The organism is Nocardiopsis sp. NPDC006938 (genome assembly GCF_042869555.1).
In the GTDB taxonomy this organism is placed as follows: Bacteria; Actinomycetota; Actinomycetes; order Streptosporangiales; family Streptosporangiaceae; genus Nocardiopsis.
In genome coordinates this window covers 140,794-164,864 of sequence record NZ_JBIAGA010000001.1, presented here as the reverse complement: position 1 = coordinate 164,864, position 24,071 = coordinate 140,794, and the positions used below count along the sequence as shown (strand labels likewise).

Annotated in this window: 22 protein-coding genes and 1 riboswitch; of the genes, 14 read left to right on the top strand and 8 right to left on the bottom strand. The window is 73.5% G+C overall.

Going from position 1 to position 24,071, the window contains the following annotated elements:
• Positions 1–84 precede the first annotated feature (84 nt).
• Both ACFYL4_RS00745 and ACFYL4_RS00740 read right to left on the bottom strand, forming a co-directional pair.
• Positions 85–1,203: a molecular chaperone DnaJ gene (locus ACFYL4_RS00745; RefSeq protein WP_387515392.1), complete on the bottom strand. Its 1,119-nt coding sequence runs from the start codon at positions 1,201–1,203 to the stop codon at positions 85–87.
• A gap of 65 nt (positions 1,204–1,268) precedes the next feature.
• Positions 1,269–2,096, bottom strand: coding sequence for an NUDIX domain-containing protein (locus ACFYL4_RS00740; protein WP_387515390.1), 828 nt, complete (start codon positions 2,094–2,096; stop codon positions 1,269–1,271).
• 209 nt (positions 2,097–2,305) lie between these two features.
• Between ACFYL4_RS00740 and ruvC the strand changes: the two genes are divergently transcribed.
• The 7 genes from ruvC (at position 2,306) to ACFYL4_RS00705 (ending at position 9,832) form a co-directional block, all read left to right on the top strand.
• Positions 2,306–2,854 carry a crossover junction endodeoxyribonuclease RuvC gene (ruvC, locus tag ACFYL4_RS00735; RefSeq protein ID WP_357757180.1) on the top strand — a complete coding sequence of 183 codons (549 nt, stop codon included), beginning with the start codon at positions 2,306–2,308 and terminating at the stop codon, positions 2,852–2,854.
• 92 nt (positions 2,855–2,946) lie between these two features.
• Positions 2,947–3,564, top strand: coding sequence for a Holliday junction branch migration protein RuvA (gene ruvA / locus ACFYL4_RS00730; protein ID WP_387515387.1), 618 nt, complete (start codon positions 2,947–2,949; stop codon positions 3,562–3,564).
• A 30-nt stretch (positions 3,565–3,594) separates the two neighbouring features.
• Complete coding sequence (gene ruvB, locus ACFYL4_RS00725; protein ID WP_387515385.1) at positions 3,595–4,668, top strand: Holliday junction branch migration DNA helicase RuvB; 1,074 nt, start codon at positions 3,595–3,597, stop codon at positions 4,666–4,668.
• Positions 4,669–4,946: 278 nt separating this feature from the next.
• Positions 4,947–5,312 (top strand): preprotein translocase subunit YajC, encoded by a 366-nt coding sequence (gene yajC / locus ACFYL4_RS00720; RefSeq protein ID WP_357757172.1) that lies wholly within the window; start codon positions 4,947–4,949, stop codon positions 5,310–5,312.
• A 149-nt stretch (positions 5,313–5,461) separates the two neighbouring features.
• Positions 5,462–6,019, top strand: coding sequence for an adenine phosphoribosyltransferase (locus ACFYL4_RS00715; RefSeq protein ID WP_357757170.1), 558 nt, complete (start codon positions 5,462–5,464; stop codon positions 6,017–6,019).
• A 602-nt stretch (positions 6,020–6,621) separates the two neighbouring features.
• Positions 6,622–8,805 carry a RelA/SpoT family protein gene (locus ACFYL4_RS00710; protein ID WP_387515951.1) on the top strand — a complete coding sequence of 728 codons (2,184 nt, stop codon included), beginning with the start codon at positions 6,622–6,624 and terminating at the stop codon, positions 8,803–8,805.
• 109 nt (positions 8,806–8,914) lie between these two features.
• On the top strand, positions 8,915–9,832 hold the full coding sequence (locus ACFYL4_RS00705) for a GNAT family N-acetyltransferase (RefSeq protein ID WP_387515382.1): 918 nt from the start codon (positions 8,915–8,917) through the stop codon (positions 9,830–9,832).
• A 65-nt stretch (positions 9,833–9,897) separates the two neighbouring features.
• Here the strand turns inward: ACFYL4_RS00705 and ACFYL4_RS00700 are convergent, their stop codons facing one another.
• The 4 genes from ACFYL4_RS00700 to ACFYL4_RS00685 all read right to left on the bottom strand — a co-directional run bounded on the left by ACFYL4_RS00700 (position 9,898) and on the right by ACFYL4_RS00685 (position 13,395).
• Positions 9,898–10,365 (bottom strand): nitroreductase/quinone reductase family protein, encoded by a 468-nt coding sequence (locus ACFYL4_RS00700; RefSeq protein WP_357757164.1) that lies wholly within the window; start codon positions 10,363–10,365, stop codon positions 9,898–9,900.
• A 79-nt stretch (positions 10,366–10,444) separates the two neighbouring features.
• On the bottom strand, positions 10,445–11,638 hold the full coding sequence (locus ACFYL4_RS00695; protein ID WP_387515380.1) for an acyl-CoA dehydrogenase family protein: 1,194 nt from the start codon (positions 11,636–11,638) through the stop codon (positions 10,445–10,447).
• A gap of 59 nt (positions 11,639–11,697) precedes the next feature.
• Positions 11,698–12,978, bottom strand: coding sequence for a CaiB/BaiF CoA transferase family protein (locus ACFYL4_RS00690; RefSeq protein WP_387515378.1), 1,281 nt, complete (start codon positions 12,976–12,978; stop codon positions 11,698–11,700).
• Positions 12,979–12,984: 6 nt separating this feature from the next.
• On the bottom strand, positions 12,985–13,395 hold the full coding sequence (locus ACFYL4_RS00685) for a DUF3870 domain-containing protein (RefSeq protein ID WP_357757156.1): 411 nt from the start codon (positions 13,393–13,395) through the stop codon (positions 12,985–12,987).
• A gap of 217 nt (positions 13,396–13,612) precedes the next feature.
• A riboswitch (SAM riboswitch) is annotated at positions 13,613–13,727 on the top strand.
• A gap of 60 nt (positions 13,728–13,787) precedes the next feature.
• Between ACFYL4_RS00685 and ACFYL4_RS00680 the strand changes: the two genes are divergently transcribed.
• The 3 genes from ACFYL4_RS00680 (at position 13,788) to ACFYL4_RS00670 (ending at position 16,700) form a co-directional block, all read left to right on the top strand.
• The gene (locus tag ACFYL4_RS00680) at positions 13,788–15,176 is read left to right on the top strand and encodes an aminotransferase class V-fold PLP-dependent enzyme (protein WP_387515376.1); all 1,389 of its coding nucleotides are present in this window, start codon (positions 13,788–13,790) and stop codon (positions 15,174–15,176) included.
• Positions 15,177–15,465: 289 nt separating this feature from the next.
• Positions 15,466–16,140 carry an SAM-dependent methyltransferase gene (locus tag ACFYL4_RS00675; protein WP_357757150.1) on the top strand — a complete coding sequence of 225 codons (675 nt, stop codon included), beginning with the start codon at positions 15,466–15,468 and terminating at the stop codon, positions 16,138–16,140.
• Positions 16,131–16,700 carry a DinB family protein gene (locus tag ACFYL4_RS00670; RefSeq protein ID WP_357757148.1) on the top strand — a complete coding sequence of 190 codons (570 nt, stop codon included), beginning with the start codon at positions 16,131–16,133 and terminating at the stop codon, positions 16,698–16,700. Before ACFYL4_RS00675 ends, ACFYL4_RS00670 begins: the two co-directional genes overlap by 10 nt.
• Positions 16,701–16,930: 230 nt before the next feature.
• On the opposite strand, the gene ACFYL4_RS00665 is transcribed toward ACFYL4_RS00670, so the two are convergent.
• Complete coding sequence (locus tag ACFYL4_RS00665) at positions 16,931–19,012, bottom strand: primosomal protein N' (protein ID WP_387515373.1); 2,082 nt, start codon at positions 19,010–19,012, stop codon at positions 16,931–16,933.
• Between the two features lie 109 nt (positions 19,013–19,121).
• Between ACFYL4_RS00665 and fmt the strand changes: the two genes are divergently transcribed.
• Both fmt and ACFYL4_RS00655 read left to right on the top strand, forming a co-directional pair.
• A complete protein-coding gene (gene fmt, locus ACFYL4_RS00660) occupies positions 19,122–20,057 on the top strand; it encodes a methionyl-tRNA formyltransferase (protein ID WP_387515371.1) in 936 nt (311 codons plus the stop codon).
• Positions 20,058–20,133: 76 nt separating this feature from the next.
• Positions 20,134–21,597, top strand: a complete 1,464-nt coding sequence (locus ACFYL4_RS00655) for an RsmB/NOP family class I SAM-dependent RNA methyltransferase (protein ID WP_387515369.1) — start codon at positions 20,134–20,136, stop codon at positions 21,595–21,597.
• Positions 21,598–21,677: 80 nt separating this feature from the next.
• On the opposite strand, the gene ACFYL4_RS00650 is transcribed toward ACFYL4_RS00655, so the two are convergent.
• The gene (locus ACFYL4_RS00650; RefSeq protein WP_387515367.1) at positions 21,678–22,064 is read right to left on the bottom strand and encodes a hypothetical protein; all 387 of its coding nucleotides are present in this window, start codon (positions 22,062–22,064) and stop codon (positions 21,678–21,680) included.
• Between the two features lie 69 nt (positions 22,065–22,133).
• Here ACFYL4_RS00650 and rpe point away from each other — a divergent pair, with 69 nt between their 5' ends.
• Both rpe and ACFYL4_RS00640 read left to right on the top strand, forming a co-directional pair.
• Positions 22,134–22,814 (top strand): ribulose-phosphate 3-epimerase, encoded by a 681-nt coding sequence (gene rpe / locus ACFYL4_RS00645; RefSeq protein WP_357757134.1) that lies wholly within the window; start codon positions 22,134–22,136, stop codon positions 22,812–22,814.
• Between the two features lie 203 nt (positions 22,815–23,017).
• Positions 23,018–24,031 carry a phosphatase PAP2 family protein gene (locus ACFYL4_RS00640; protein WP_387515949.1) on the top strand — a complete coding sequence of 338 codons (1,014 nt, stop codon included), beginning with the start codon at positions 23,018–23,020 and terminating at the stop codon, positions 24,029–24,031.
• Positions 24,032–24,071: the final 40 nt, after the last annotated feature.

Sequence of the window (24,071 nt, the reverse complement as noted above, 5' to 3'; positions counted from 1 at the left end):
CGTGGCGTGGCGTGGGGCCCGGGGTCTGGGGGAGGGGGTCTGCGGATCGGTGCGGGGGATGCGGCGTCCGGGCAACGGGCCGGGTCAGCCGGGCATGGAGAAGGGCCGGAACCGGCGCGGTCCGAAACAGCGCTCCAGCGCGCGGTCCACTTCGCCCAGCAGGGCGAACGCGTCCGCGGGCCGCCGTTCGGGCGAGGGGAGCGTGCACCCCCGTGCCAGGGCCCGCAGCGGCCCGGGCAGGCGGCCGCCGGTCACGAACTCCACGCAGCGGGTGGCCATGTACACGTCCGTGGCGGGAACGGCGGGGCGCCGGTCGGCGACCTCGGGAGGGTAGGTGTCACGGCGGTGCGGCACCATCGCCGGGACGTGCGGCGCGGTGCGCGACGAGGCGAAGGTGACGGAGTAGCACCAGTCCACGAGCACCAGTCCGTGCTGTTCCGGGTGGATCAGCACGTGCTCGGGGATGACCGCCCCGTGCACCACCCCGGCTCCGTGCGCGTTGCCGAGCGCGACGAGGAGCCGCCGCCACATCCAGGCGGCGTCGCGCGGGTCGATCCCCTCGGGGCGGGCCCGTCGCACCTCGGCCAGGTTGTGGAAGCCGGTGAGGCGGTCCAGCACGTTGCCGCGCCGCTCCACTCCGGTGGCCGCGTCGCGGTGGCGCAGTGACTCCACCAGCCGGGGTACGAAGGCGCGGTACCGCTCCTGGCCGTGTTCGCGGACGCGGCGCAGCGCGGTGGCCTCGGCCAGGACCAGGTCGTTGTCGCGCGGGGCCCGGGGGAGCTTGAGCACCCCGTCGTGCCAGCCGCCGCCGGGGGCGGCGGGGTCGTCCCCCCTCCACCGCATCGGGTGCAGGTCGGCCACGTCACCGCTGGCCAGAGGACCTCCCCGGCTCACGTGGTAGGTCCGCTCCCGGGTCACCAGCGTCACGTCGTCGAGGCCGGGGCCGCCCTCGGCGGCCCTCTGGTAGCGCCGCCACGCCTCGGTGAGCCGGGTGAACCCGTCCGCGGCCTCGGCCGCGCGGAGCGGGGGCGCGGTGTCCGGATGCAGCCGCCGCGCCAGGCGACGGTACGCGGAGGCGGCGGCCGCGGGGAGGGGGCCGCCGTCGACCGGCACGGGGCCGAACAGGTCGGTGGGGTCGGCCGCGAGGCCGACCTCACGCAGGGCCTCGTCGAGTCCGTCCCGAGAGTCTCCTTCGGTGTCCACTGTGCTCCCCTCGCCCGTGCTCGCGGTCGTCGTGTCCTCGTCGGTTCCGTGCCCCAGGGGTCCTCTCACGGGGCCCCGCGCAACAGCGGCGGGTGCAGCAGGGCCGCGCCGCCCGCCCGGTACAGCCGGGCCCGCCGCCCGCCCCCCGCGCCGCCGCGCTCGGCCAGTGCGCCGGTGTCCTCCACGAACCCCGGGGTGGCCTGGATCTTGCGGTGGAAGTTGGCGGCGTGCAGGGTGCGCCCCCAGACCGCCTCGTACACACCGCGCAGGGCGGAGACGGTGAACGTGCCCGGAAGGAAGGCCGTGGCCAGGGAGGTGTACTCCAGCTTGGAGCGGGCGCGTTCGATCGCGTCGCCGAGTACGCGGGCGTGGTCGAACGCGAGTTCGTACCGTTCCCGGGCCCCGTCCCCGTGGCCGAGCGCGGTCCACGGCACCCACGCGGCCTCGGTGGTGTCGCGGCCGGTGCGCGGGTCGGGCAGGTCGGGCGCGAGCACCATGTACGCCACCGAGACCACCCGCATACGAGGGTCGCGGTCGATCGCCCCGTAGGTGCCGAGCTGCTCCAGGTGGAGTTCGGCGGGCAGGGGGGTCTTCTCCGTGAGCACGCGCAGGGCGGCGTCGGGCAGGTCGGGGTCGGCCGGTCCGTTCGGTCCGTCCTGGGCCCTGACGAACCCGCCGGGCAGGGCCCACCGTCCGTTCTGGGGCTGCTGGCCGCGTCGGCCGAGCAGGACGTGGGGGACCGTGTCGCGGATGGTGAGCGCCACCACGTCGACCGTCACGGCGACGGGGGCGAACGCGTGCGGGTCGTACCCGGCGAGGAACCTGCGCTCGTCGTCGGCGTCGTGCTCCCGGCCGTGTGGCGTGTCGGCCGGTCCGTCGATCCCCTCGGACACCGCGCCTCCCAAGTTGTTCTCATTGTGAGTTTTTCTCGATCTGAGATCAACATAGCACCGTGCGGGCTTCGCGTCCACCCCCGAGACCCGCGCGGGCCCGACACGCCGCGCACGGCGGCCGATCCGTCGGTGCCCGCCGCTAGCATGGTGCGAACGGGCGTTCGAGACCGGCGGCCGCTGGACGACGAGACGAAGGACCGGGTGGCGACGTGCGCGTGCTGGGGATCGACCCGGGGCTGACCCGCTGCGGCGTCGGCGCCGTGGAGGGAGCCATCGGCCGCCCGCTGCGCCTGCTGGCCGCCGACGCGATCCGCACCGGCCCCGACACGCCGCTCCCGCAACGCCTGGTCGAGGTCGAGCGCGGCATCGAGCAGTGGCTGGACACCTACGAACCCGACGCCGTCGCCGTCGAACGCGTCTTCGCCCAGCACAACCTCAGCACCGTCATGGGAACCGCCCAGGCCAGCGGTATCGCCCTGGTCTGCGCCGCCCGGCGCGGCCTGCCCGTGGCCACCCACACGCCCAGCGAGGCCAAGGCCGCCATCACCGGCAGCGGCCGCGCCGACAAGAAGCAGGTCGGCGGTATGGTCGCGCGTATCCTCGGACTCGACGGGCCGCCGAAACCGGCCGACGCCGCGGACGCCGTGGCCCTGGCCATCTGCCACATCTGGCGCGGCGGGGCCCAGGCCCGGGTCGCCCAGGCCCAACAGGACTTCGCCCGCAAGGTGGAACTGGCCCGCCGCGCACGCGGCCGCTGACACCGCCGCGCGGTCGGGCTCGCGCGACCCCACCGCCCCCAGCAAGCCGCCCCCAGGAAGGAGACGGGCACCCCTCCCGGTGTCCACACCAGATGATCGCGTTCCTCACCGGCCGGGTGGCCGCACGCGGCGCGACCAGCGCCGTCATCGACGTCGGCGGGGTCGGCATGACCGTGCGGTGCACCCCCGCGGCCCTCTCCCGGCTCCACGTGGGGGAGGAGGGCACCGTCGCCACCAGCCTCGTCGTACGCGAGGACTCCCTCACCCTCTTCGGTTTCGCCGACGACGACGAGCGCACCCTCTTCGAACAGGTCCAGACCGCCTCGGGTATCGGGCCCCGGATCGCCCTGGCCATGCTCGCCGTGCACAGTCCCGACAGCCTCCGCCAGGCCGTGGCCACCGAGGACACGGCCGCGCTGACCCGCGTTCCGGGCATCGGCAAGAAGGGCGCCCAGCGCATCGTCCTCGAACTGCGCGGCAAGCTCGACGCCCCGGTCACGACCGACGGCACCCTGCCCCCCGTCGACACCGCCGCGGGCGCCGTCCCCAACGGCGCCTGGCGCGGACAGGTCGTCTCCGGTCTGGTCAACCTCGGATGGTCGGCCAAGGACGCCGAGGCCGCGGCCTCGGCCGTCGCCGCCGAGGCCGAGGACACCAACGACGTCGCCGTCCTGCTGCGCAGTGCCCTGCGCAGGCTCAGCCGCGCCTAGCCGCCACCGGAACCGGAAGGGAGAACACCCGTGTACGAGCGTGACGCCGTCTCGCCCGAGGCAGACGTCGAGGAGCACCAGATCGAGGGAGCGCTGCGCCCGAAGAACCTGGACGAGTTCGTCGGCCAGCACCGGGTGCGCGAACAGCTCTCCCTGGTCCTGCACAGCGCCCAGCGCCGGGGCCGGGCACCGGACCACATCCTCATGTCCGGCGGCCCGGGCCTGGGCAAGACCACCCTGGCCATGATCATCGCCGCCGAACTCGGCGCGCCGCTGCGCATCACCTCGGGCCCGGCGATCGAACGCTCCGGCGACCTCGCCGCCGTGCTGTCCACGCTCCAGGAGGGAGAGGTCCTCTTCCTGGACGAGATCCACCGCATGGCCCGGCCCGCGGAGGAGATGCTCTACGTCGCCATGGAGGACTTCAGGGTGGACGTCGTGGTCGGCAAGGGCCCCGGCGCCACCGCTATCCCCCTCGACATCGCCCCGTTCACCCTGGTCGGGGCGACCACGCGGGCGGGTATGCTCCCGGCGCCGCTGCGCGACCGCTTCGGCTTCACCGCGCACATGGACTTCTACGAGCCCGGCGAACTGGAGCTGATCCTGCACCGCTCGGCCGGGCTCCTCGGCGCCCCGCTGGAGGGCGACGCCGCCGCGGAGATCGCCGGACGCTCGCGCGGCACGCCCCGGATCGCCAACCGCCTCCTGCGGCGCGTGCGCGACTACGCCGAGGTACGCGGCGGCGGCCGCCTCACCCTGGACAACGCCAGGGCGGCGCTGGAACTCTACGAGGTGGACGCCCTGGGCCTGGACCGCCTGGACCGGGCCATCCTGGACGTGCTCATGAACCGCTTCCGGGGCGGCCCCGTCGGTCTGTCCACGCTCGCGGTGTCCGTGGGGGAGGAGGCCGAGACCGTGGAGGTGGTCGCCGAACCCTTCCTCGTCCGCTCCGGGTTCCTCGCCCGCACCCCTCGCGGCCGGGTGGCCACCCCGATGGCCTGGGCGCACATGGGGCTCACCCCGCCCCCCGACGCCGCCTTCGGCGCGGCCGCGCCCGCCGCCAACGGCTCCGGCACCGCCGTCCAGGGCACCGCGGGCCCCTGACCTGGCGTGTGCGCGAACCGGGTCCGAACCGTTAGCGCTCCGACCCCGGGCGGTGGGCCGCCGGTGACCGGCGCCACGTAAACTGGGGTGAACCAGCCAGGACGGGGCGAGCGCCCCGTGTGGTGTCGTCGGACACCGGCGGAACGAGTTGGCCCTCCTGCGCGTTGTACGCGTCGGGACGACTCCGGCCGCCGAGGTCGGTCGGCCCGAGAAGGTGGTCGTCGCGGTGTCGGAGCCGACAGACGTCGGCCACAGGAAACGTCAGGAAGGACGCCCCCGTGCAGGGCATTTACACTCTCGCCGACGCGGCCCAGCAGGAGGGCAGCATCTTCAGCATGATGCTCCCGTTCGTGCTGATCCTCCTGGTCTTCTGGCTCCTCTTCTGGCGCCCGAACCAGAAGCGCCGCCAGCAGGAGACGCAGATGCAGAGCTCGCTGGTCCCCGGTGTGGAGGTCATGACCAAGGCGGGTATCTTCGCCACGGTGGTGGAGGTCCACGACCAGGACGTGCTGCTGGAGATCTCCCCCGGCACCCGGATCAGGATGCTGAAGGCCGGTGTCGGCGAGGTCATCACGCCCGCCGCCGACGACACTCCCGTCGAGGACCGTCCCGACTTCGGCGACGACGACAAGCCCAAGGGTTAACCGGGCCGGGCGCCGTCGCGCGCCCCGGCTCAGCACAGACTCCGTACCGGCCCCCACCGGGGGGCCGGTACCGCTGTTTTCCGGCCACCGACCCGCGCCGGTCTGGGCCGCCGCCCGACCGGACCCACGACAGAAGGCCCCGCCCCACCATGTCCCACACCGCGACCCCGGACGTCCCGGACGCCGCCGACCTCGCCCTGATCGAGGCGCACATCCGCGACGTCCCCGACTTCCCGCACCCGGGCATCCTGTTCAAGGACATCACGCCCCTGCTCAACCACCCGGAAGCGTTCGCCGCGACGGTGCGCGCGCTGGCCGCGCCCTACGCCGACAGCGGCGTCGACCACGTCGTCGGCCTGGAGGCGCGCGGGTTCATCTTCGGCGCGCCCGTCGCGATGGCGCTCGGCGCGGGATTCGTTCCGGCGCGCAAAGCGGGGAAACTGCCCTCGGACACCATCGACCAGGCCTATGATCTGGAGTACGGCACCGCGACCGTCGAGATTCACGCCGACGCGATCACCCCGGGCGGCCGTGTGCTCGTCGTCGACGACGTCCTCGCCACCGGCGGGACCGGCAGGGCCGCGGTGGACCTGGTCCGCAAGGCGGGTGGTACGGTCGTGGGATTCTCCGTCCTGATGGAGCTCTCCGCGCTGCGGGGACGGGAGAAGATGCCCGACGTGGAGCCGCGCACCCTCCTTTCGGTCTGAGGCCGACCCTGCCCGGCTGTCGCCCTTTCGGGGGAATAGCTCGAGCACCCGTCCTTGTTGACGTACTCCGGCACTCGGTGTGACGTTCCTGGTGGTCCGTGTCACCGGGCGTACCCGCGGGCCGGTGCCCGGACAGCAGGGGCCGGACCGCTCCCCGCGCAGGTGGGGGCGGTCCCACTAGACTGGCGGGAGAGGGGACCGCGGCGGCCGCGTCAACGACTGGCCCTGATGACACGCACGTGCACCGGAGGCGAGCCGGACGGCGACGTCGGCTCCACCGGGAGGAACCGCGGGAGGTAGGCATGCCAAGCGAAGTGGTCTCGACCGGGGCGGTGTCCGAGCAGGGGCCGGGCCGCCGGACCCCCGAGGCGCCCACGGCCGCCACCCCCCAGGAACCCGCCGCGCGCGCGGAGCACGCGGACGAGCGCGGTGCGCAGACCGCCGACAGACCACGGAAGGACCGCCCGGAGGGCGCCGCGCGGGACGCGGCGCCCTCCGACGTCTCGGGGCCGGGAGCCCCCGGGGCGGCGGCCGCCACCACACCCTCCACCGTGCGAGTACGCCGAAGGCTCGCCCGACTCGGGGCCCAGCGGGGAGTGACGATGAACCCGGTGCTCGAACCACTGATCAAGACCGTGCGCGCCACCCATCCCAAGGTGGACGTGCGGCTGATCGAACGGGCCTACGAGGTCGCGGCCCACCATCATCGCCACCAGAAGCGCAAGAGCGGCGACCCCTACATCACGCACCCGCTCGCCGTCGCCACCATCCTCGCCGAGCTCGGCATGCAGGAGGCCACCCTGGCCGCCGCGCTCCTGCACGACACCGTCGAGGACACCGACTACTCCCTCGACGAGCTCCGCGCGGACTTCGGCGACGAGATCGCCGAGCTGGTCGACGGGGTCACCAAGCTCGACAAGGTCAAGTACGGCGAGGCCACCCAGGCCGAGACGGTCCGCAAGATGGTCGTGGCGATGGCCCGCGACATCCGCGTGCTGGTCATCAAGCTGTGCGACCGCCTCCACAACATGCGTACCCTGCGTTACCTCCCGGCCCGGGCCAAGCGGGAGAAGAAGGCGCGCGAGACGCTGGAGATCTTCGCCCCGCTCGCCCACCGCCTGGGCATGAACACCATCAAGTGGGAGCTGGAGGACCTCGCGTTCGCCACCCTGTATCCCAAACGGTTCGACGAGATCGCCCGACTCGTCTCCGAGCGGGCCCCCCGTCGCGACGTGTACCTCCAGGAGGTCATCGAGGCGGTCTCGGCCGACCTGCGCGAGTCCAAGCTCAAGGCGACCGTGCGCGGACGGCCCAAGCACTACTACTCGATCTACCAGAAGATGATCGCCCGCAACGTGGGCTTCGACGAGATCTACGACCTGATCGCGGTACGGGTCCTGGTGGACAGCGTCCGGGACTGCTACGCGGCCCTGGGCACGATCCACGCGCGGTGGAACCCGGTGCCGGGCCGGTTCAAGGACTACATCGCGATGCCCAAGTTCAACATGTACCAGTCGCTGCACACGACGGTCATCGGCCCCTCCGGCAACCCGGTCGAACTCCAGATCCGCACCCGGGCCATGCACCGCCGCGCCGAGTACGGCATCGCCGCGCACTGGAAGTACAAGGAGGACCGCAACTCGGCCGGGACCGAGGCCAGGTCCAAGGGCAGCACCGACATGCAGTGGCTGCGCCAGCTCATCGACTGGCAGCAGGAGACCAAGGACCCGGGCGAGTTCCTGGAGTCGCTGCGCTTCGACCTGTCCGTGCAGGAGGTGTTCGTCTTCACCCCCGGCGGCGACGTCATCTCGCTTCCACAGGGGGCCACGGCCGTCGACTTCGCGTACGCCGTGCACACCGAGGTCGGCCACCGCACCGTGGGCGCCCGGATCAACGGCCGCCTCGTGCCGCTGGAGAACGAGCTGCACAACGGCGAGACCGTGGAGATCCTCACCTCCAAGGACCCCGACGCCGGGCCCAGCCGCGACTGGCTCAACTTCGTCAAGAGCGCCCGCGCCCGCAACAAGATCCGGCACTGGTTCACCAAGGAGCGCCGTGAGGCCGCGATCGAGCAGGGCAAGGACGAGATCGCCAAGTTCATGCGCAAGCAGGAGCTGCCGGTCAAACGCCTGTTCAACGGCGAGGCCATCATCGCCCTCGCCCGCGACCTGAGGTATCCGGACGTCGACTCGCTGTACGCGGCGGTGGGCGAGCGCCAGGTCAGCGCCCAGAGCGTGGTCGGCAAGCTCGTGGAGTCGATGGGCGGGCTGGACAGCCACACCGAGGACCTGGCGGAGTCGTCGCTGCCGACCCGCACGGGCGGCACCCGCCAGCGGGCGGGCAACCCTGGCGTGGTGGTGGCCGGGGGCGACGCCGACGTGTGGGCCCGGCTGTCCAAGTGTTGTACGCCGGTGCCCGGCGACGAGATCGTCGGGTTCGTGACCCGGGGCAACGGGGTCTCGGTGCACCGCGCTGACTGCGTCAACGCCGCCAGCCTGGACCGCGAGCGCATGGTGGACGTGGAGTGGCGTCCCACCGAGGACTCCATGTTCCTGGTGGCGCTGCACGTGGAGGCCCTGGACCGCTCTCGGCTGCTGTCCGACATCACCCGGGTGCTCTCCGACCAGCACGTCAACATCCTGTCCGCGACGGTGCAGACCAGCCGGGACCGGGTGGCGCAGAGCCGCTTCACCTTCGAGATGGCCGACCCCACCCACCTGGGCAGCGTGCTGCGCGCGGTGCGCGGAGTGGACGGGGTCTACGACGTCTTCCGCGTCCGCAACTGACCGGCCTCCCCGAGCGGGCCGACCGGGCCCGAAAACCGGTGGATGCGGTGCGGTTCCCGGCGCTAGCGTGTGCGCCTGGCACCGCACCGACGGAAGGCAGCCCCCCATCATGCTCGACATCCGCCCGTTCCTGTCCCGGGACGCGCGTCCCCTGGAGGAGCTGGCCCGGCGCCTGTGGCCCGCGGCCCCGCACCCGGGCGGGCTCGGCTGGCAGCTGGCCATCGAGGACTTCACCGCCGACAACACCATCGTGGCCGAACGCGACGGCGCTCTGGCCGGTTGGGCCGTCGTCGAGGGCCCCAACGTCCTTCAGCGCCTGGCGACGATCTCGCTCGTGGGCGCCTCCGACGACCCCGGCGCCGGGGCCGCCCTGCTGGAGCGCGTCCTGGAGCGGACCGGCGACGCCGCCCTGGAGCTCCTGGTGTTCGAGGGCGACCCCGTGCTCCGCGACCTGGCCGAGGCCGCCGGGTTCACCCTCGGCGACGCCAACGTCTTCGGCGAGTGGATGGGCCGCGCCGCCACAGAGGAGGAGATCCGCCTGCCCGACGGCTACCTGATCCGCCCCGTGCGCGAGGGCGAGGAGGACGCCCGGGTGGAGTGCCACCGCGCCGCCTGGAAGCCCTCCGACCTGCCCTGGCCCGGACGCGAGTTCGACCCCGCGCTGAACAGCCGGTTCAGCCGCGAACGCTACGACAACACCCGCGCCTCCCTGCTGTACGACCCCGAACTCGACCTGGTAGTGGAGGCCCCGGACGGTTCACTGGCCGCCTGCTGCGTGGTGTGGTGGGACGCCGAGAACCGCTGCTCGGAGATCGAACCCCTCGGGGTGGTGCCCGCGCACCGGCGCCGGGGCCTGGCCGTCGCGCTCGCCCTCACCGCGTGCGCCCTGACCGCCAGGCGCGGCGGGGACCGGGTCTACATCAACACCACCCCCAACGAGTCCTACCCCACCCCGGCCCGGACCTACGCCACCGTCGACTACGCGGTGGCCGACCGGGGCACGGCCCTGACCCGCCCCGCGCGCTGACCCGCGACGGAGCCCCGGCCCCCGACCAGGGGAACCGGGGCTCCGTGCGCCTCACCGGCGCGGGGCTACAGCCGGATCGTCGTGGACCGCACGATCCGAAAGACCGGGTGCCGGTCGGCCTCGGCCTCGAACGCCTCCTCCGGCGCCTCCGGAGGGGCGTCGAAATACGGTCCCACCACCGCGGAACGCGGGTGGTCCAGGTACTCCTTGAGCACCGGCGCCGCCTCGCCCGGGCCCAGCTCCACCACGCTCACCAGCTCGATCCAGCCGCCCTGGCGCAGGGTCGCGAAACCGTCCTTGCGGAGGTTGCGCACCCAGTCGACCTCCCCGTACGGGGAGACCAGGTAGCGGCCGCTCTCACTGTCCAGGACGATGAGCGGGATGGTGCGCAGGAAGCCGGAGGTGCGCCCACGCGTGGTGAGCAGGTGCAGCTCGGGCGGGCAGGCCCCGTACTTGACGAACCCGCTGACGAAGGCGTTGGCGGTGCGCCGCAGTTTCGTCATCTCGAACCGCTTCGTCGGTTCGTTCACCATCTTCGGCAACTCCCTCGTTCGGATGTTCCCATTGTGAGGGTTGCCGGCCGCCGATGGCACCCGGGCGAACCGGCCCGTCCTAGCGGAACGCCGAGACGCCGGTCACGGACTGACCGATGCTCAGCGCGTGGATCTCCTCGGTGCCCTCGTAGGTGGCCACCGTCTCCAGGTTCACCATGTGCCGCATCACGGGGTACTCCAGGGTGATCCCGTTCGCACCGTGGATGCCGCGCGCCGTCCGCGCCACCCGCTGGGCCGCCGCGACGTTGGCGAACTTGCCGAAGCTCACGTGGTTGTGGTGGCAGTTCCCCTCGTCCTTGAGCCGTCCGATCCGCAGCGCCGTCATCCCGGCGTGGTTGACGTCCACGACCATGTCGGCGAGCTTGCGCTGGGTGAGCTGGAACCCGCCGATCGGCCTGCCGAACTGCTCACGCGTGCGCGCGTAGTCCAGGGACGCCTCGTAGCAGGCGCGGGCCGCGCCCGCCACGCCCCACACGATCCCGTAGCGGGCCTCGTTCAGACAGGACAGCGGAGAGCCGAGCCCCCGGGACCCGGGCATGACGGCGTCGGTGGGCAGGCGCACGTCCTCCAGGACCAGCTCGGAGGTGATCGAGGCGCGCAGCGACAGCTTCTTGTGGATGACGTTGGCCGAGAACCCGGGGGTGTCGGTGGGCACCACGAAGCCGCGGATGCCGTCGTCGGTGGCGGCCCACACCACGGCGACGTCGGCGACCGAACCGTTGGTGATCCACATCTTGGTGCCGTTCAGGACCCAGTCGGAGCCGTCGCGGCGGGCCCGGGTGCGCATGGAGCCCGGGTCGGACCCGGAGTCGGGCTCGGTCAGGCCGAAGCAGCCGATGGCGTCACCGGCCGCCATCCTCGGCAGCCACTCGTTCTTCTGCTCCTCCGAACCGAACTTGTGGATCGCGGCCATGGCCAGCGAGCCCTGCACGGACACGAAGCTGCGCAGACCCGAGTCCACCGCCTCCAGCTCCCGGCAGGCCAGGCCGTAGGAGACCGCGCTGGACCCGCCGCACCCGTACCCGTCCAGGTGCATACCGAGCACGCCCAGGTCGCCGAAGGCCTTGGCCAGGCCGCGCGGGTCGGGCAGGGTCCCGGCCTCGAACCAGTCGGCGACCTGCGGCAGGAGTTCCCGGGAGGAGAACTCCCGGACGGCGTCGCGGATGTCGCGCTCGGTGTCGGAGAGTTCGGCGTCCACCGCCAGGAAGTCGAGGGGGTCGGGGGCGGCGGCCTTGCGCTGGGAGTCGCTCATGGTGGGTGTCCCTTCGTGGTGCTGTGTGTACGGGGTCGGTGCCGGGGCGCGGGCCCGGCTCAGCCGACGTCGGTCTGCTGGACGGCGCCGCGTGCGAGCAGCGCCGTGACGTGGTCCGGGTCCAGGCCGAGTTCGGCCAGGACCTGCGTGGAGTGCTGCCCGAGCAGAGGAGGGGCGGTCATGGGGACGGGAGTGCGTTCCATCCGGAAGCCCGCCCGCACCTGTTCCAGGGGGCCCGCGGTGGGGTGCTCCACCGTGCGCAGGACGTCGTCGCCCCTGGCGTCGGCGGTGCGCAGGGCGTCCAGCACGCCCCGGACCCGCCCGGCGGGGACCCCGGCCTCGACCAGGACTCCCATCCAGTGTTCGGCGGGCCGCTCCCGCAGGGTGGCCGACAGCTCCCCGACCAGTTCGTCGCGGTGCGCCACCCGTTGCGGGTTGGTGGCGTACCTGGGGTCCCGCCCCAGGTCGGGGCGGTCGAGAGCGGTGCACAGGCGCTGGTACAGGGCGTCGTTCCCGGCGGCGATCACCACCTCCGCGTCCCGGGTCGGGAACACCTGGTAGGGGACGATGGTCGTGTGAGCGTTGCCGACCCGCGCCGGTTCGGTGCCGGTCACCAGCGCCTGCTGGGCGAGGTTGACCAGGCTGGACAGCGTCGAGTTCACCAGTGAGACGCTGATGTTCTCGCCCCGACCGGTCTGCCGGGCCCTCATGAGCGCGCCGAGGATGCCCACGGCGGCGTTGAGGCCGGTCAGGACGTCGGTGAGCGCCACCCCCACCTTGCTGGCCGGACCGTCGGCGGGGCCGGTGGTCGCCATCAGCCCGCTCTCCGCCTGCACGACGATGTCGAAGCCCGGTCGTGTCGAGGGCTCGTGCTCGGGCCCGAACCCGCTCACCGAGCAGTACACGACCGCCGGGTTGAGGGTGCTGATCCGCTCGTAGCCCAGACCCAGCCGGTCGATCACCCCGGGCCGGAAGTTCTGGATGACCACGTCCGAGGCCGCGCACAGCTCCCGGACGGCGGTCAGGCCCTCGGGGTCCTTCAGGTCCACGGCCAGGCTGCGCTTGTTCCGGTTCACGGACAGGAAGTAGGCGGCCTCACCGGGGGAGTGGTCCGCACGGTGCTCCTCGGTGGGTTCCGCGTAGGGAGGGCCCCAGGAGCGGGTGTCGTCGCCGCGGCCGGGCTGCTCCACCTTGACCACCTCCGCGCCCATGTCCGCGAGGAGCATGGTGGCGTAGGGCCCGGCGAGTACCCGGGACAGGTCGGCGACGCGCACCCCGGCCAGGGGGAGCGGCGCGCCATCCCCGGAGCCGGGGGCGGGCTGGGGGCCGTTCTCGTTCATGGGGGGTCACTCCTCGCCGTCGGGACGGACGGTGCCGTCCGGTTCCACGGAGCCGCCGGGCAGCTGGTCGCCGTCCCGGAGCTGGTAGTAGGTCTCCAGGCAGCGGCGCAGGGCGGTGGTGAGCGCGGCGCCGGACTGGCCCGCGTAGCGCGTCTGGACCCGCCGGACGATCTCCGCGATGTCCTCGGTCACCGAGGCGCCCTCGACCAGGGCGCGGAAGAAGTCCCGGGCCAGGTCGGTCAGCAGGGTGGTGTCCGCGGCCACGATCCGGCCGTCCGCGGAGTCCACCGCGAGCACGACACCGAGCCGCTGGTACTGGGAGTGGCTCGCCACCGAGTCGGGAAGACGGGCGTAGCCGGAGATGAGCACAACCCTGGGGTTGCGGAGAAGCTGCTGAACACGGTCGTCGCCGTACAACGGAAGATGCACCTCTTGTCTGCGGGCACGCGAAAACTCCAACGGACTGGAGTCTCGCGTCTGAAGGGCGGCCGGGGGAAACCGGACACCCGCGACGTGAGGGCAGTTCTCGATCAGTATGGCCCAGCCGGGACCTCCGGTGTCAAGGCGGGGGTGGTCCAGAGCACACGGACACGCGGATGCGCGCCTCGGGAACCCTGTGTTACATTTCGGCACAGGTCACGAGTACCAGCGACAAGCCCCGGCTAGCTGGTCGGCAACCCTCCTTCCGCGGTGGGGTGCCCCGGGTGAGGACCAGGTCCCGACACGACCGTGTCAGACAAGCGCGGACCCCTGAGGAGCGGCCGTCATCGGCCACCCCGTGGGTCCCCCGACCCACGAAGAGGTGCCCCATGACCACCGTCATCCCGTTCGACTCCACCCGCTCCAGCCGTTCCGCCGCTCGCGCGGCGGCCCGTGGCGCCGAGGCCCGCACCGGCTGCTCGATCGTCGCCGCGCAGGACGGGGTCCCCCTGGTCACCGGTGAGCGCGTCGACTACGCCAACTTCGACTACGCCGCCAGCGCCCCCTGCCTGACCAGCGTTGCCGAGGCGCTCGCCACCGCCCTGCCGTACTACGCCAGCGTCCACCGGGGCGCCGGACACCACTCGCAGGTGAGCACCGACGCCTACGAGCGGGCCCGCCGCAGCGTCTCCCGGTTCCTGGGCGTGCGCACCGAGGCCGACGAGCACGGTTCCGCCGACGCCGTCGTGTTCGTGCGCGGTACCACCGACGCGGTCAACCTGCTGGCCCGCGCCGCCCCCGAGGGCTGCACCGTGGTGGTCTTCGCCTCCGAGCACCACGCGAGCCTGCTCCCCTGGGAGCACCCGGCGTCGCGCGCGGGCGAGGTGGTCCGGCTGCCGCTTCCCGCCTCGCCCGAGGCCGCCGTCACCTCGGCCCGAGCCGCGCTCGCCGCGGCCCCCGAGGGTCCCCGGCTGCTGTGCGTCACCGCCGCCTCCAACGTCACCGGCGAGATCTGGCCGGTGGAGGAACTGGTCGAGGCGGCCCACGCCGAGGGGGCCCGTGTGGTCGTGGACGCCGCCCAGTACGTGCCGCACCTGCCCTTCAGCCTCTCCGGAACCGGTGCCGACTACGTGGCGCTGTCCGGACACAAGCTCTACGCGCCCTTCGGCTCGGGCGTGCTCGCGGGTCGCGCCGACTGGTTGGGCGAGGCCGCGCCCTACCTCGCGGGCGGGGGAGCGACCCGCCGGGTGACCGAGCACGACGTGAAGTGGAACGACCTGCCCGCTCGGCACGAGGCGGGCAGCCCCAACGTGCTGGGGGCCGTGGCCCTGGCGGCGGCCTGCGACACCTTCACGACCGAGGCGCTTTCCCTCCAGCACATCCGGGAGGCGGCCCTGCTGGAGAGGCTGCGCGCGGGGCTGGACGAGATCGCGGGCGTGCACGAGCTGTCCCTGTGGGACGCCGAGCACCCCCGGGTCGGCATCGTGTCGTTCGTGGTCGACGGACTGCCCGCCGACCTGCTGGCGGCGGCGCTGTCGGCCGAGTACGGGATCGGGGTACGCGACGGCCTCTTCTGCGCCCACCCGCTCACCACCCACCTGCTCCCCGAGGGCCACGACCAGGCCGTGCGCGCGAGCCTGGGCGTGGGCACCACCGAGGAGCACGTGGACCGGCTGGTCGGGGCGGTCGCCGACCTCGTGGCGCGGGGCCCGCGCTGGGAGTACGCCGACTGCGACGGCCGACTCGCCCCCGTTCCGGACCCCCGCAACGTCCTCTGACGCGTCCGCCCGTGTCCGGTGTGTCGTGAATGAGGTGTTTCGGGACCTCGTACCCAAGGGGCCATGCGACGCATGAACCCACATACGACGCACTAGGCCACATTTCACGCCGGGGTGTGCCGGGGATCACGTTCCCAGGCGGTACTATCGGGCCCTGACGGTGGGGCGCGCCGTCGCCGGACCCGACCGGTCCGCACCGGCACCGCGTCCCGCCTCCCGCGAGCGAACCGGCTGGGGGAGCGTGATCGTGACGGACGTCCGAGGACCCAAGGCAGGGCCCCTCACGGCCGTGTTCCGAACCACCGAGCCCCCGCGCGTGCCCGAGCAGCCCTCCCGGGTGGTCAGCCTCGGCGCGCGCGGCTGCCCACCGCCCGACCCCGCCGAGACGGAACGGGTCCGTCTCCACCAGGCCTTCCTCGGCCGCGTCGTCGACTACCTCTGCGCCGACGCCCGCGTACGCCAGTTCGTCGACTGGGGGTGTCCGGTGCCCGGAACCGCCGAACGGGTCCGCGGTGCCCACGCCGACGCCACCGTCGTCCACCTGGCCCCGACCGGGACCGCCGGTGTCCTGGCCGCCCCCGCGCGCAACAGCGCCGTCCTGGCAGGGGAGACCACCGGCGGGGCCGACGCCGCGCTCCGGCGCCTGCACGGCAGCGGCCTGGTCGACTTCGACCAGCCGGTCGCCGTGCTGATGACCCGACCTCACACCGAACAGGACCCGCCCAGGGGCCTGGACACCCTGCACTCGATGATGCGCGGCGGCGGATACGTCGCCCTCACCTCCACGGCCCCCCGCGTCGTCGCCGAACGCGCCTTCGCCCCCTTCCTCCCGGTCGAACCGGGGGTCGCCGACCTCACCTGGTGGCCCTACCCGGATGATGACGTGTCCGACCCCGGGTGCGGGACCCTGGGCGGGCTGGGCCGCGTGCCCGGGCGAGGAGGGGGACAGCCGCGATGGCGCTGAACTGGAACGCCGAGATCCTGGCCCAGATACAGTTCTACTGGGACTTCTCCCTGTGGCCTCGGCTGGAGGGGCTGACCGACGCCGAGTTCCACTGGGAGCCGGTCCCGGACTGCTGGACCGTGCGCCAGCTGCCGGACGGCCGCCACGCCCCGGACGGCTCCTACCCCGAGCCCGATCCGCCGCCGGTCACCACCATCGCCTGGCGCCTGGGGCACATCGTGGTGGACGTGCTGGAGGCCCGGATCAACTGGCACTTCGGCGACCGCACCGCCAACCGCGACACCATCGACTGGCCCTCCACCGCGGCCGAGGCCCGACAGCGTCTGCGCAGGGCCTACCTCACGTGGGTCGCGCACGTCCAGGAGCTCGACGACGACGCGCTGGCCGCGCCCGTGGGCGGGGCGGAGGCGCCCCAGTGGGCCGACTTCCCCCTGGTCGTGCTCCTGCTGCACCTCAACCGCGAGTTCATCCACCACGGTGCCGAGGTCGCCCTCCTGCGCGACCTCTACCGAGCCCGCTACGGGCAGGCGCCCGACACCGGGCCCGCGCCGGTCACCTAGGGCCTGTTGTGTGGATCATTCCGCCCGCCCGTCGCCCTCCACCACCCTCAAGGGACGCCTGGCGGCGCGGTGTTCTCACGGTGCCAGGCTGCCTCTCGCTGCGCCGATGGAGCTCGGACAGCCAAACCCGGGCTGACCGTCGCTCATCGTCTTGCGAGAGATGGCCTGGCGGCCGCTCGCGGTGCTGGCGGCTCCGCCGCCAGAAGGCGAAAGCATCCACAAAACACACCCTAGAGCACCTGTAGCGGGTCCACCCGCACCTGCACCAGGTGCTCGTCCCGGCGCGCGCTGCGCGCTGACGCGGCCGCCTTCAGCGCCCGGGACAGCTCGCCCACCGCGCCGCGCGGCACCCGCAGCAGCGCCCGCTCGGTCACCCCGCCGTCGTCTCCGGTCCGCGTGTCCACCGGAACCGGTCCCAGTACCTCGGCGGACTCCGGCAACCGGATCTGGTCCAGCAGCTCCCGCACGTGCTCAGGGGCGCCGGTGATCGAGGCCATCGACACCGCCGGGGGAAACCCCAGCCCGCGCCGCTCCGCGAGCTCGCGCTCCGCGAACCCGGCCGGGTCCCAGCGCACGAGCGACTGCACCACCGGCACGGACGCGTCGGCCGCCACCACCACGGTGCCGCCCGGCCGCACGAGCGCGGCGGCGTTCAGCCAGCGGCGCAGCGCCTCCTCAGAGGCGCGCAGGTCGGGACGGTTGAGCAGCGCCCAGCCGTCCAACAACACGGCCGCGGCGTATCCGCCGTCCGGAACCACCGGCTCGGCACCCGGGGTGGACACCACCAGCGACGGCTTGTTCGGCACCTGGGCCAGGACCTCGTCCCGACCGGAGGTGCGCACGGTCAGCGAGGGGAAGGCCCGGCCCAGCTCCTCGGCGGTCCTGCGATCGCCGACCACCACGGCGCGCATACGGGGCGAGCCGCACTCGGAGCAGGTCCACCGTCCGGCCACCCGACCGCACCACCCGCAGGAGGGGACGGCGTGCGCGTCACGGATCGCCAGCGGCCCGCGACAGGCCTCGCAGCGCGCCGGTTCACGGCAGCCGGCGCAGGCCAGGGCGTTGAGATAGCCCCGGCGCGGTACCTGGAACAGCACCGGACCCTCGCGGGCGCCCTCACGCGCCGCCTTGAGTGCCAGGCTCGGCAACCGCGCGGTGCGCGCGGCCTCGTCCCGGGCCAGCTCGTGGTCGTCCCCGGCGGGCCGGATCACCGGAGCCCGCCCGCGCAGCGTCGCCCGGTCGGCCACGAGCGGCTGCGCCCAGCCCGACTCCACCAGCAGCTGGGTGTCGGTGGAGCGGGTGTGTCCGCCGAAGAGCGCCCCGGCTCCCGACATGTGCGCGCGCATCGCCAGGACGGTGCGGGCGTGCGGATAGGGCGCGCTCTGGTCCACATGGACGTCGTCGCCGTCGTCCCACAGCACCACCAGCCCCAGGTCGCGCACGGGAGCCAACAGGGCCAGACGCGAGCCCACCACCACCCGGGTCCGCCCGTGCAGCACCGAGAGCCAGCGCCGGTAGCGCGGCGTGGGGCCCAGGTCGGCGGGCAGGGCGGCGTGGCGCCCCTCACCCAGGCGGCGGGTCAGCGCGGCGTCCACGGCCCGCACGTCGCGGCTGTTGGGGAGCACGATCACGGTGCCGCGACCGGCGTCCAGCGCGGCCTCGGCCGCCACGGCGATCGCGTCGTCCCACCCCGGCCCGGGCAGGGCGTTCCAGACCGCGCGGGCCGCACGCCCCTCGCGCAGGGCGGCCACGAACCCCGGCCCGTCCGGATAGTCCGCCCAGGGGCCGGGGCCCGTGTCGGCGTCCTCCCGCTCCGGGGGGTCGGGCGGCTCCGGCGGCTCCTCTCGTTCCACCCTGATCCTGCGCGGCGGTATCGCCAGCTTGGCGACCTCGTTGAGGGTGCCCGCGTAGCGGTCGGCCACGGCCCGGGCGAGTTCCAGGACCTCGGGGGAGAGCACCGGCTCGGCGGAGACCACCGAGTCCAGGTACAACAGCTGGCCGCCGAAGTCGGACGTCTCCACCCGCTCGGCGATCAGCCCCGACAGCAGGCGCCCGTGGAACCACACCTTCACCCGGCAGCCCGCGACGGCCTGCGCGTCCTGGTCGGCGGACACCCGGTAGTCGAAGTAGCGGTCCAGGTGGGGCAGCGGGGTGTCGACGATGACGCGCGCCACCGACAGGCTCCCGGCGGGCCGCCGCGCCTCGGGCCGGGCGGCCTCCTGGGCCCGAGCCTTGGCGAGCGCCTTGGGGTCCAGCAGCTCCGACACGTCGAAGAGGCCGTCGTCGTCGGGTGGGCCGGGCTGTGCAGTCATCACCCTTGGTTTACCAGAAGCCGCCGACAACACCGCCGTTCCCGCTCGGGAGCCCCCTCGGGTACTGGTAGAACAGTGACCCGTACGCGCAGCGGAGGGGGAACCGAACATGAAGCTCGTCTTTGCCGGAACACCAGAGGTGGCGGTGCCCTCGCTCCGGGCGCTCATCGCCTCCGAGCACGAGGTCGCCGCGGTGGTCACCCGACCCGACGCCCGCTCCGGTCGGGGGCGCAGGATCTCGGCGAGCCCCGTCGCCGAGGTCGCGGAGAGCGAGGGCATCGAGGTTCTCAAACCCGCCAAGGCGGGCGACCCCGAGTTCCTGGCGCGCCTGGCGGAGATCGCCCCCGACTGCTGCCCGGTGGTGGCCTACGGCGCGCTCCTGCCGCAGTCCGCGCTCGACGTTCCCGCGCACGGCTGGGTGAACCTGCACTTCTCCCTGCTGCCCGCCTGGCGCGGCGCGGCCCCGGTCCAGCACGCCGTCCTGCACGGCGACGACGTGACCGGCGCGTCCACCTTCCGCATCGTCAAGGAACTCGACGCCGGGCCGGTCTACGGCACGCTCGCCGAGACGGTCCGCCCCACCGACACCAGCGGCGAACTCCTGGGGCGTCTCGCCGAGTCCGGGGCGGGTCTGCTGCTCCGCACGATCGACGGCATCGCCTCCGGTGAACTCGCCCCCGTGCCGCAGCCCGACACCGACGTCTCGTACGCGGGCAAGCTCACCTCCCTGGACGCGGAGCTCGACTTCACCGCGCCCGCTCAGCGGGTGGACCGCGTCGCCCGCGCCTGCACGCCCGCGCCGGGCGCCTGGACCACGTTCCGGGGCACCCGCCTGAAGCTGGGCCCGGTCCGTCCGGTCACCGACGCCGACCGGCCCGACCTCGAACCCGGTCAGCCGTTCGCGGACAAGAGGAGGGTGGTGGTCGGCACCAGCACCCACCCGGTCGAACTGGGTCGGGTCCAGCCCCAGGGCAAGAAGGAGATGGACGCCGTGGACTGGGCCCGCGGCGTGCGTCTCGCCGAGGACGACCGACTCGGCCGCTGAGCTGCCGTACTCTCGGACCTGGCGTGCGTGAACGCGCGTCGGTACCCGTCCCCGGCTTGTTGAGGCAGAGCACACGTTGAGCGAGCAGTCCCGGTCCCGGCACCAGCGTCCCCGTAAGGGCGGCAGGCCCAGGCAGGGCGGTGGGCACCGGTCCGGGCCGCCCCAGCCCCGCGATCCCGCCCGCCGCGTCGCCTACGACGTGCTGCGCGCGGTGGAACAGCGCGACGCCTACGCGAACCTGCTGCTGCCCGTCCTGCTGGGCGAGCGCGGCATCCACGGGCGGGACGCGGCGCTGGCCACGGAGCTCACCTACGGCACCCTGCGCCGCCAGGGCACCTACGACGCGATCCTGGGGACCTGCGTCGACCGTTCGCTGTCCTCCGTGGACGCCGAGGTGCTGCCACTGCTGCGCATGGGCTCCCACCAGCTGCTGTCCACCAACATCCCGCCGCACGCCGCCGTCAGCGAGACCGTGGACCTGGCCCGCCGGGTGGTCGGCCAGCACCGGGGCAAGTTCGTCAACGCGATCCTGCGCAAGGTGAGCGCACGCGACCTGGACGCGTGGGTCGCGATCGTGGCCCCCGACCGCGAGCGCGACCCGAGCGGCTACCTGTCGGTGGTCGAGAGCCACCCGCGCTGGGTGGTCAAGGAGCTGGCCCGGGCGCTGGGGGAGCGGTCCAGGGACGGCCTCGTCCAGACCGAGAGGCTGCTCACGGCCCACAACGAACGCCCCCGGGTGACCCTCGTGGCCAAGCCGGGTCGGGCCAAGGTCGCGGACCTGGAGGAGTCCGGCGCGCTGCCGGGCCGCTACTCGCCCTTCGCCGCCTACCTCCCCGAAGGCGACCCGGGGCTCCTGCGCGAGGTGCGCCAGAACCGGGCCGCCGTCCAGGACGAGGCCAGCCAGCTGGTCGCCCTCGCACTGACCCGGGTGGACGCCGGGGGCAGGGACGCGCTGTGGCTGGACATGTGCGCGGGCCCGGGAGGCAAGGCGGGTCTGCTGGCCAGCCTCGCGGGCCAGGGCGGGGCCCGGCTGGTGGCGTCGGAGGTCCAGCCCGCCCGTGCCGGACTGGTGGCCAAGGCGGTCCGCCGCGCCCCCCGTGACGCGGGCCGGGCCGTGGTCGCCGACGGCACCCGTCCCGCCTGGCGGCCCGGCGTGTTCGACCGCGTCCTCGTGGACGTGCCGTGCACGGGCCTGGGCGCGCTGCGCCGCCGTCCCGAGTCCCGGTGGCGCCGGACCCCGGAGAACGTCACCCAGCTCGCCCCGCTCCAGCGCGACCTGCTCACCCGCGCGGTCGAGTCGGTGCGTCCCGGCGGTGTGGTCGCCTATGTGACCTGCTCCCCGCACCTGGACGAGACCGACGGGATCGTGCGTGCGGTGCTGGCCGAGCGCGACGACCTCGAACTGCTGCGCGCCCCCGACTACCTGGACGAGGTCCCCGACCTCGCGGCGGGCCCGGAGGGGAAGTACGCGCAGTTCTGGCCGCACGTGCACGGCACGGACGCCATGTTCCTCGCCCTGCTGCGCCGCACGCCGGAGTAGCCGAACTGCTTCCCGCCCCCGGGGTCCACGCCCGGGGGCGGGACCCGGGTCATCACGAATCTACGTCGTAAAGGTCGCGGTCAGTCCGTGCCGAGGGAGACCACCGCGCAGATCATGCACGAGTTGCCCGCCTCGCGCAGCAGGTACCGGTGCGACTCCGCCAGGACCTCGTCGCCGCGCGCGTCGCGGTACGACCACCGCACGGCCGCCCACACCAGGCGCTCGGTGAGCTCCTCCATCCCCCGCAGCTCGGGAACCGCGTCGACCATCCCGCGCTCCCGATACCGCTCCGCCGCCCCGGCGAAGGCCTCCCGGACGTCCGCCGGAGAGGCCACCGCCACGCTCTCCACGTCACCCGCCACGTAGGCCGGATACCCGTACCTGGCCGCGACCCCCTCCAGGTCGCCCCCGACCAGCTCGCGGCCGTAGCCCTCCAGGAAGTCCCGCAGCCCGTCCTCGTCCAGCATGGCTCCCCCTCGATCGGTGCCGCCCCCTTGGAACCCCTGCCCCGAACCAGCCCCGATACACTGCCCGACGTGGCAATCCAGATCTCTCCCAGCATCCTCAGCAGCGACTTCGCGCACCTGGCCGACGAGGCGGCCCGCGTCCCGAGCGCGGACTGGCTGCACGTCGACGTCATGGACGGACACTTCGTCCCCAACCTCACCCTCGGCCTGCCCATCGTGGAGTCCCTCCTCAAGGCGACCCCCACACCGCTGGACTGCCACCTGATGATCGAGGAGCCCGACCGCTGGGCGCCCGCCTACGCGGAGGTCGGCGCGGGCAGCGTCACCATCCACGCCAAGGCCGCCGACGCCCCCGTGCGCACCCTGCGGGAGATCCGCCGGCACGGCGCGCGCGCCGGCCTGGCCCTGAACCCCGCCGAACCGGTCGACCCCTACGAGGACCTGATCGGCGAGATGGACATGCTCCTGCTCATGACCGTCGAGCCCGGTTTCGGCGGCCAGCGCTTCCTGGATCTCGTGCTGCCCAAGATCCGCCGCGCCCGCGAGCTCCTGGACAGCCGTGAGGCCTCGGTCTGGCTCCAGGTCGACGGCGGGGTCAGCGACGAGACCATCGAGCGCGCCGCCGAGGCCGGGGCGGACGTGTTCGTGGCGGGTTCGGCCGTCTACGGGGCACAGGACCCGGACGGCGCCGTCGAGGCGCTGCGCGCCCGGGCCCACGGGGTGAGCCCACTGACCCGAACCCACCGGTAACGATCGCGGCGCGCCGGGCCCCGGGGCCTGGCGCACCACGGGCGGTCCGCCTAAGCTGCCCGCTGTAGTCGTCGATTCCGCTTGGTCGCGGCTCCGTCTTCCCCTGCACGCGCGTGCCCGGGGGAGCGGCGCGGCGTGAGCGCGTTGCCAGGCGCGGACCCCGTGGAGTACGCGTGAACGCTTGGACCACCGAGCACCTGGCCATGGACACCCTGCGGGAGGCGGAGCACGCCGGTATCCGCTGGTTGCAGGAACTCGGAGCGTGGCTCGCCCCGCCCTTGGAGGCCCTCACCCTCCTCGGCTCGCAGGGCGTGCTCATCGCCCTGATGGTGACCGTCTTCTGGTGCGTCCACGCCGGTCTGGGCGCCCGACTCTTCGTGGCCGTCGTCGCCTCGGCGGTGCTCAACAACCTGCTCAAGTCGGTGCTCTACGGCCCCCGGCCCTACTGGTACGACCCGCGGATCACCGGATACGCGCAGCACGGGAGTTTCGGCATGCCCTCGGGGCACAGCCAGGCGGCGGTGGTGGCGTACGGCTATCTCGCGGCGCACGCGCGCCGCCGGTGGGTGCCGTGGGCGGCGGTCGCGGTGGTCGCCGTGGTGGCCTTCTCCCGTGTCTACCTGGGCGTGCACTACTTCAGCGACGTCGTGGTCGGCCTCCTCGTGGGCGGGGCCCTGCTGTGGCTGGTGCTGCGCTATGAGGAGCGGGCCCTGGCGTGGTGGCTCTCCCTGGACGCGACGCGCTGGGTCCCGTTGCTGCTGGCGGCCTCCCTGGTGCCGTGCGCGGCGGCGACCGTCTGGCAGACGGTCGTGCGGGGGAGCTGGGCGGTCCCCGCGGGCGAGTGGATCGGTGCCGTCCCCGCCGATCCGGCCGGGCACTCCCTGCTCGGGCTCTACACGACCTGCGGGGCGCTGCTCGGCGGGGCGCTCGGCCTCACACTGCTGTACCGGCGGGGCTGGTACAGCGCCGCGGGCACGCTCACGGCGCGGGCGGCGCGGCTCGCCCTGGGGGTCTCCGTGGTGGTGCTCGTCCTGGCCGTGGAGCGGGTCCTCTTCCGGGACCTGGGCGCCTTCCCCTCGGCCCTGGTGTCCTTCGCGGTGTACGGCGCGGTGGCCTTCTGGGCGACCTTCGGGGCGCCGGAGATGTTCGTGCGCGCGGGGCTGGCGCTGCGGCCCGAGCGTCCCCCGACGGTGCGGTCCGACCGTCCCGCCCGTTGATGACCCCGGTCACACGAGCTTTGCGGCGCGTGGGGGAGGG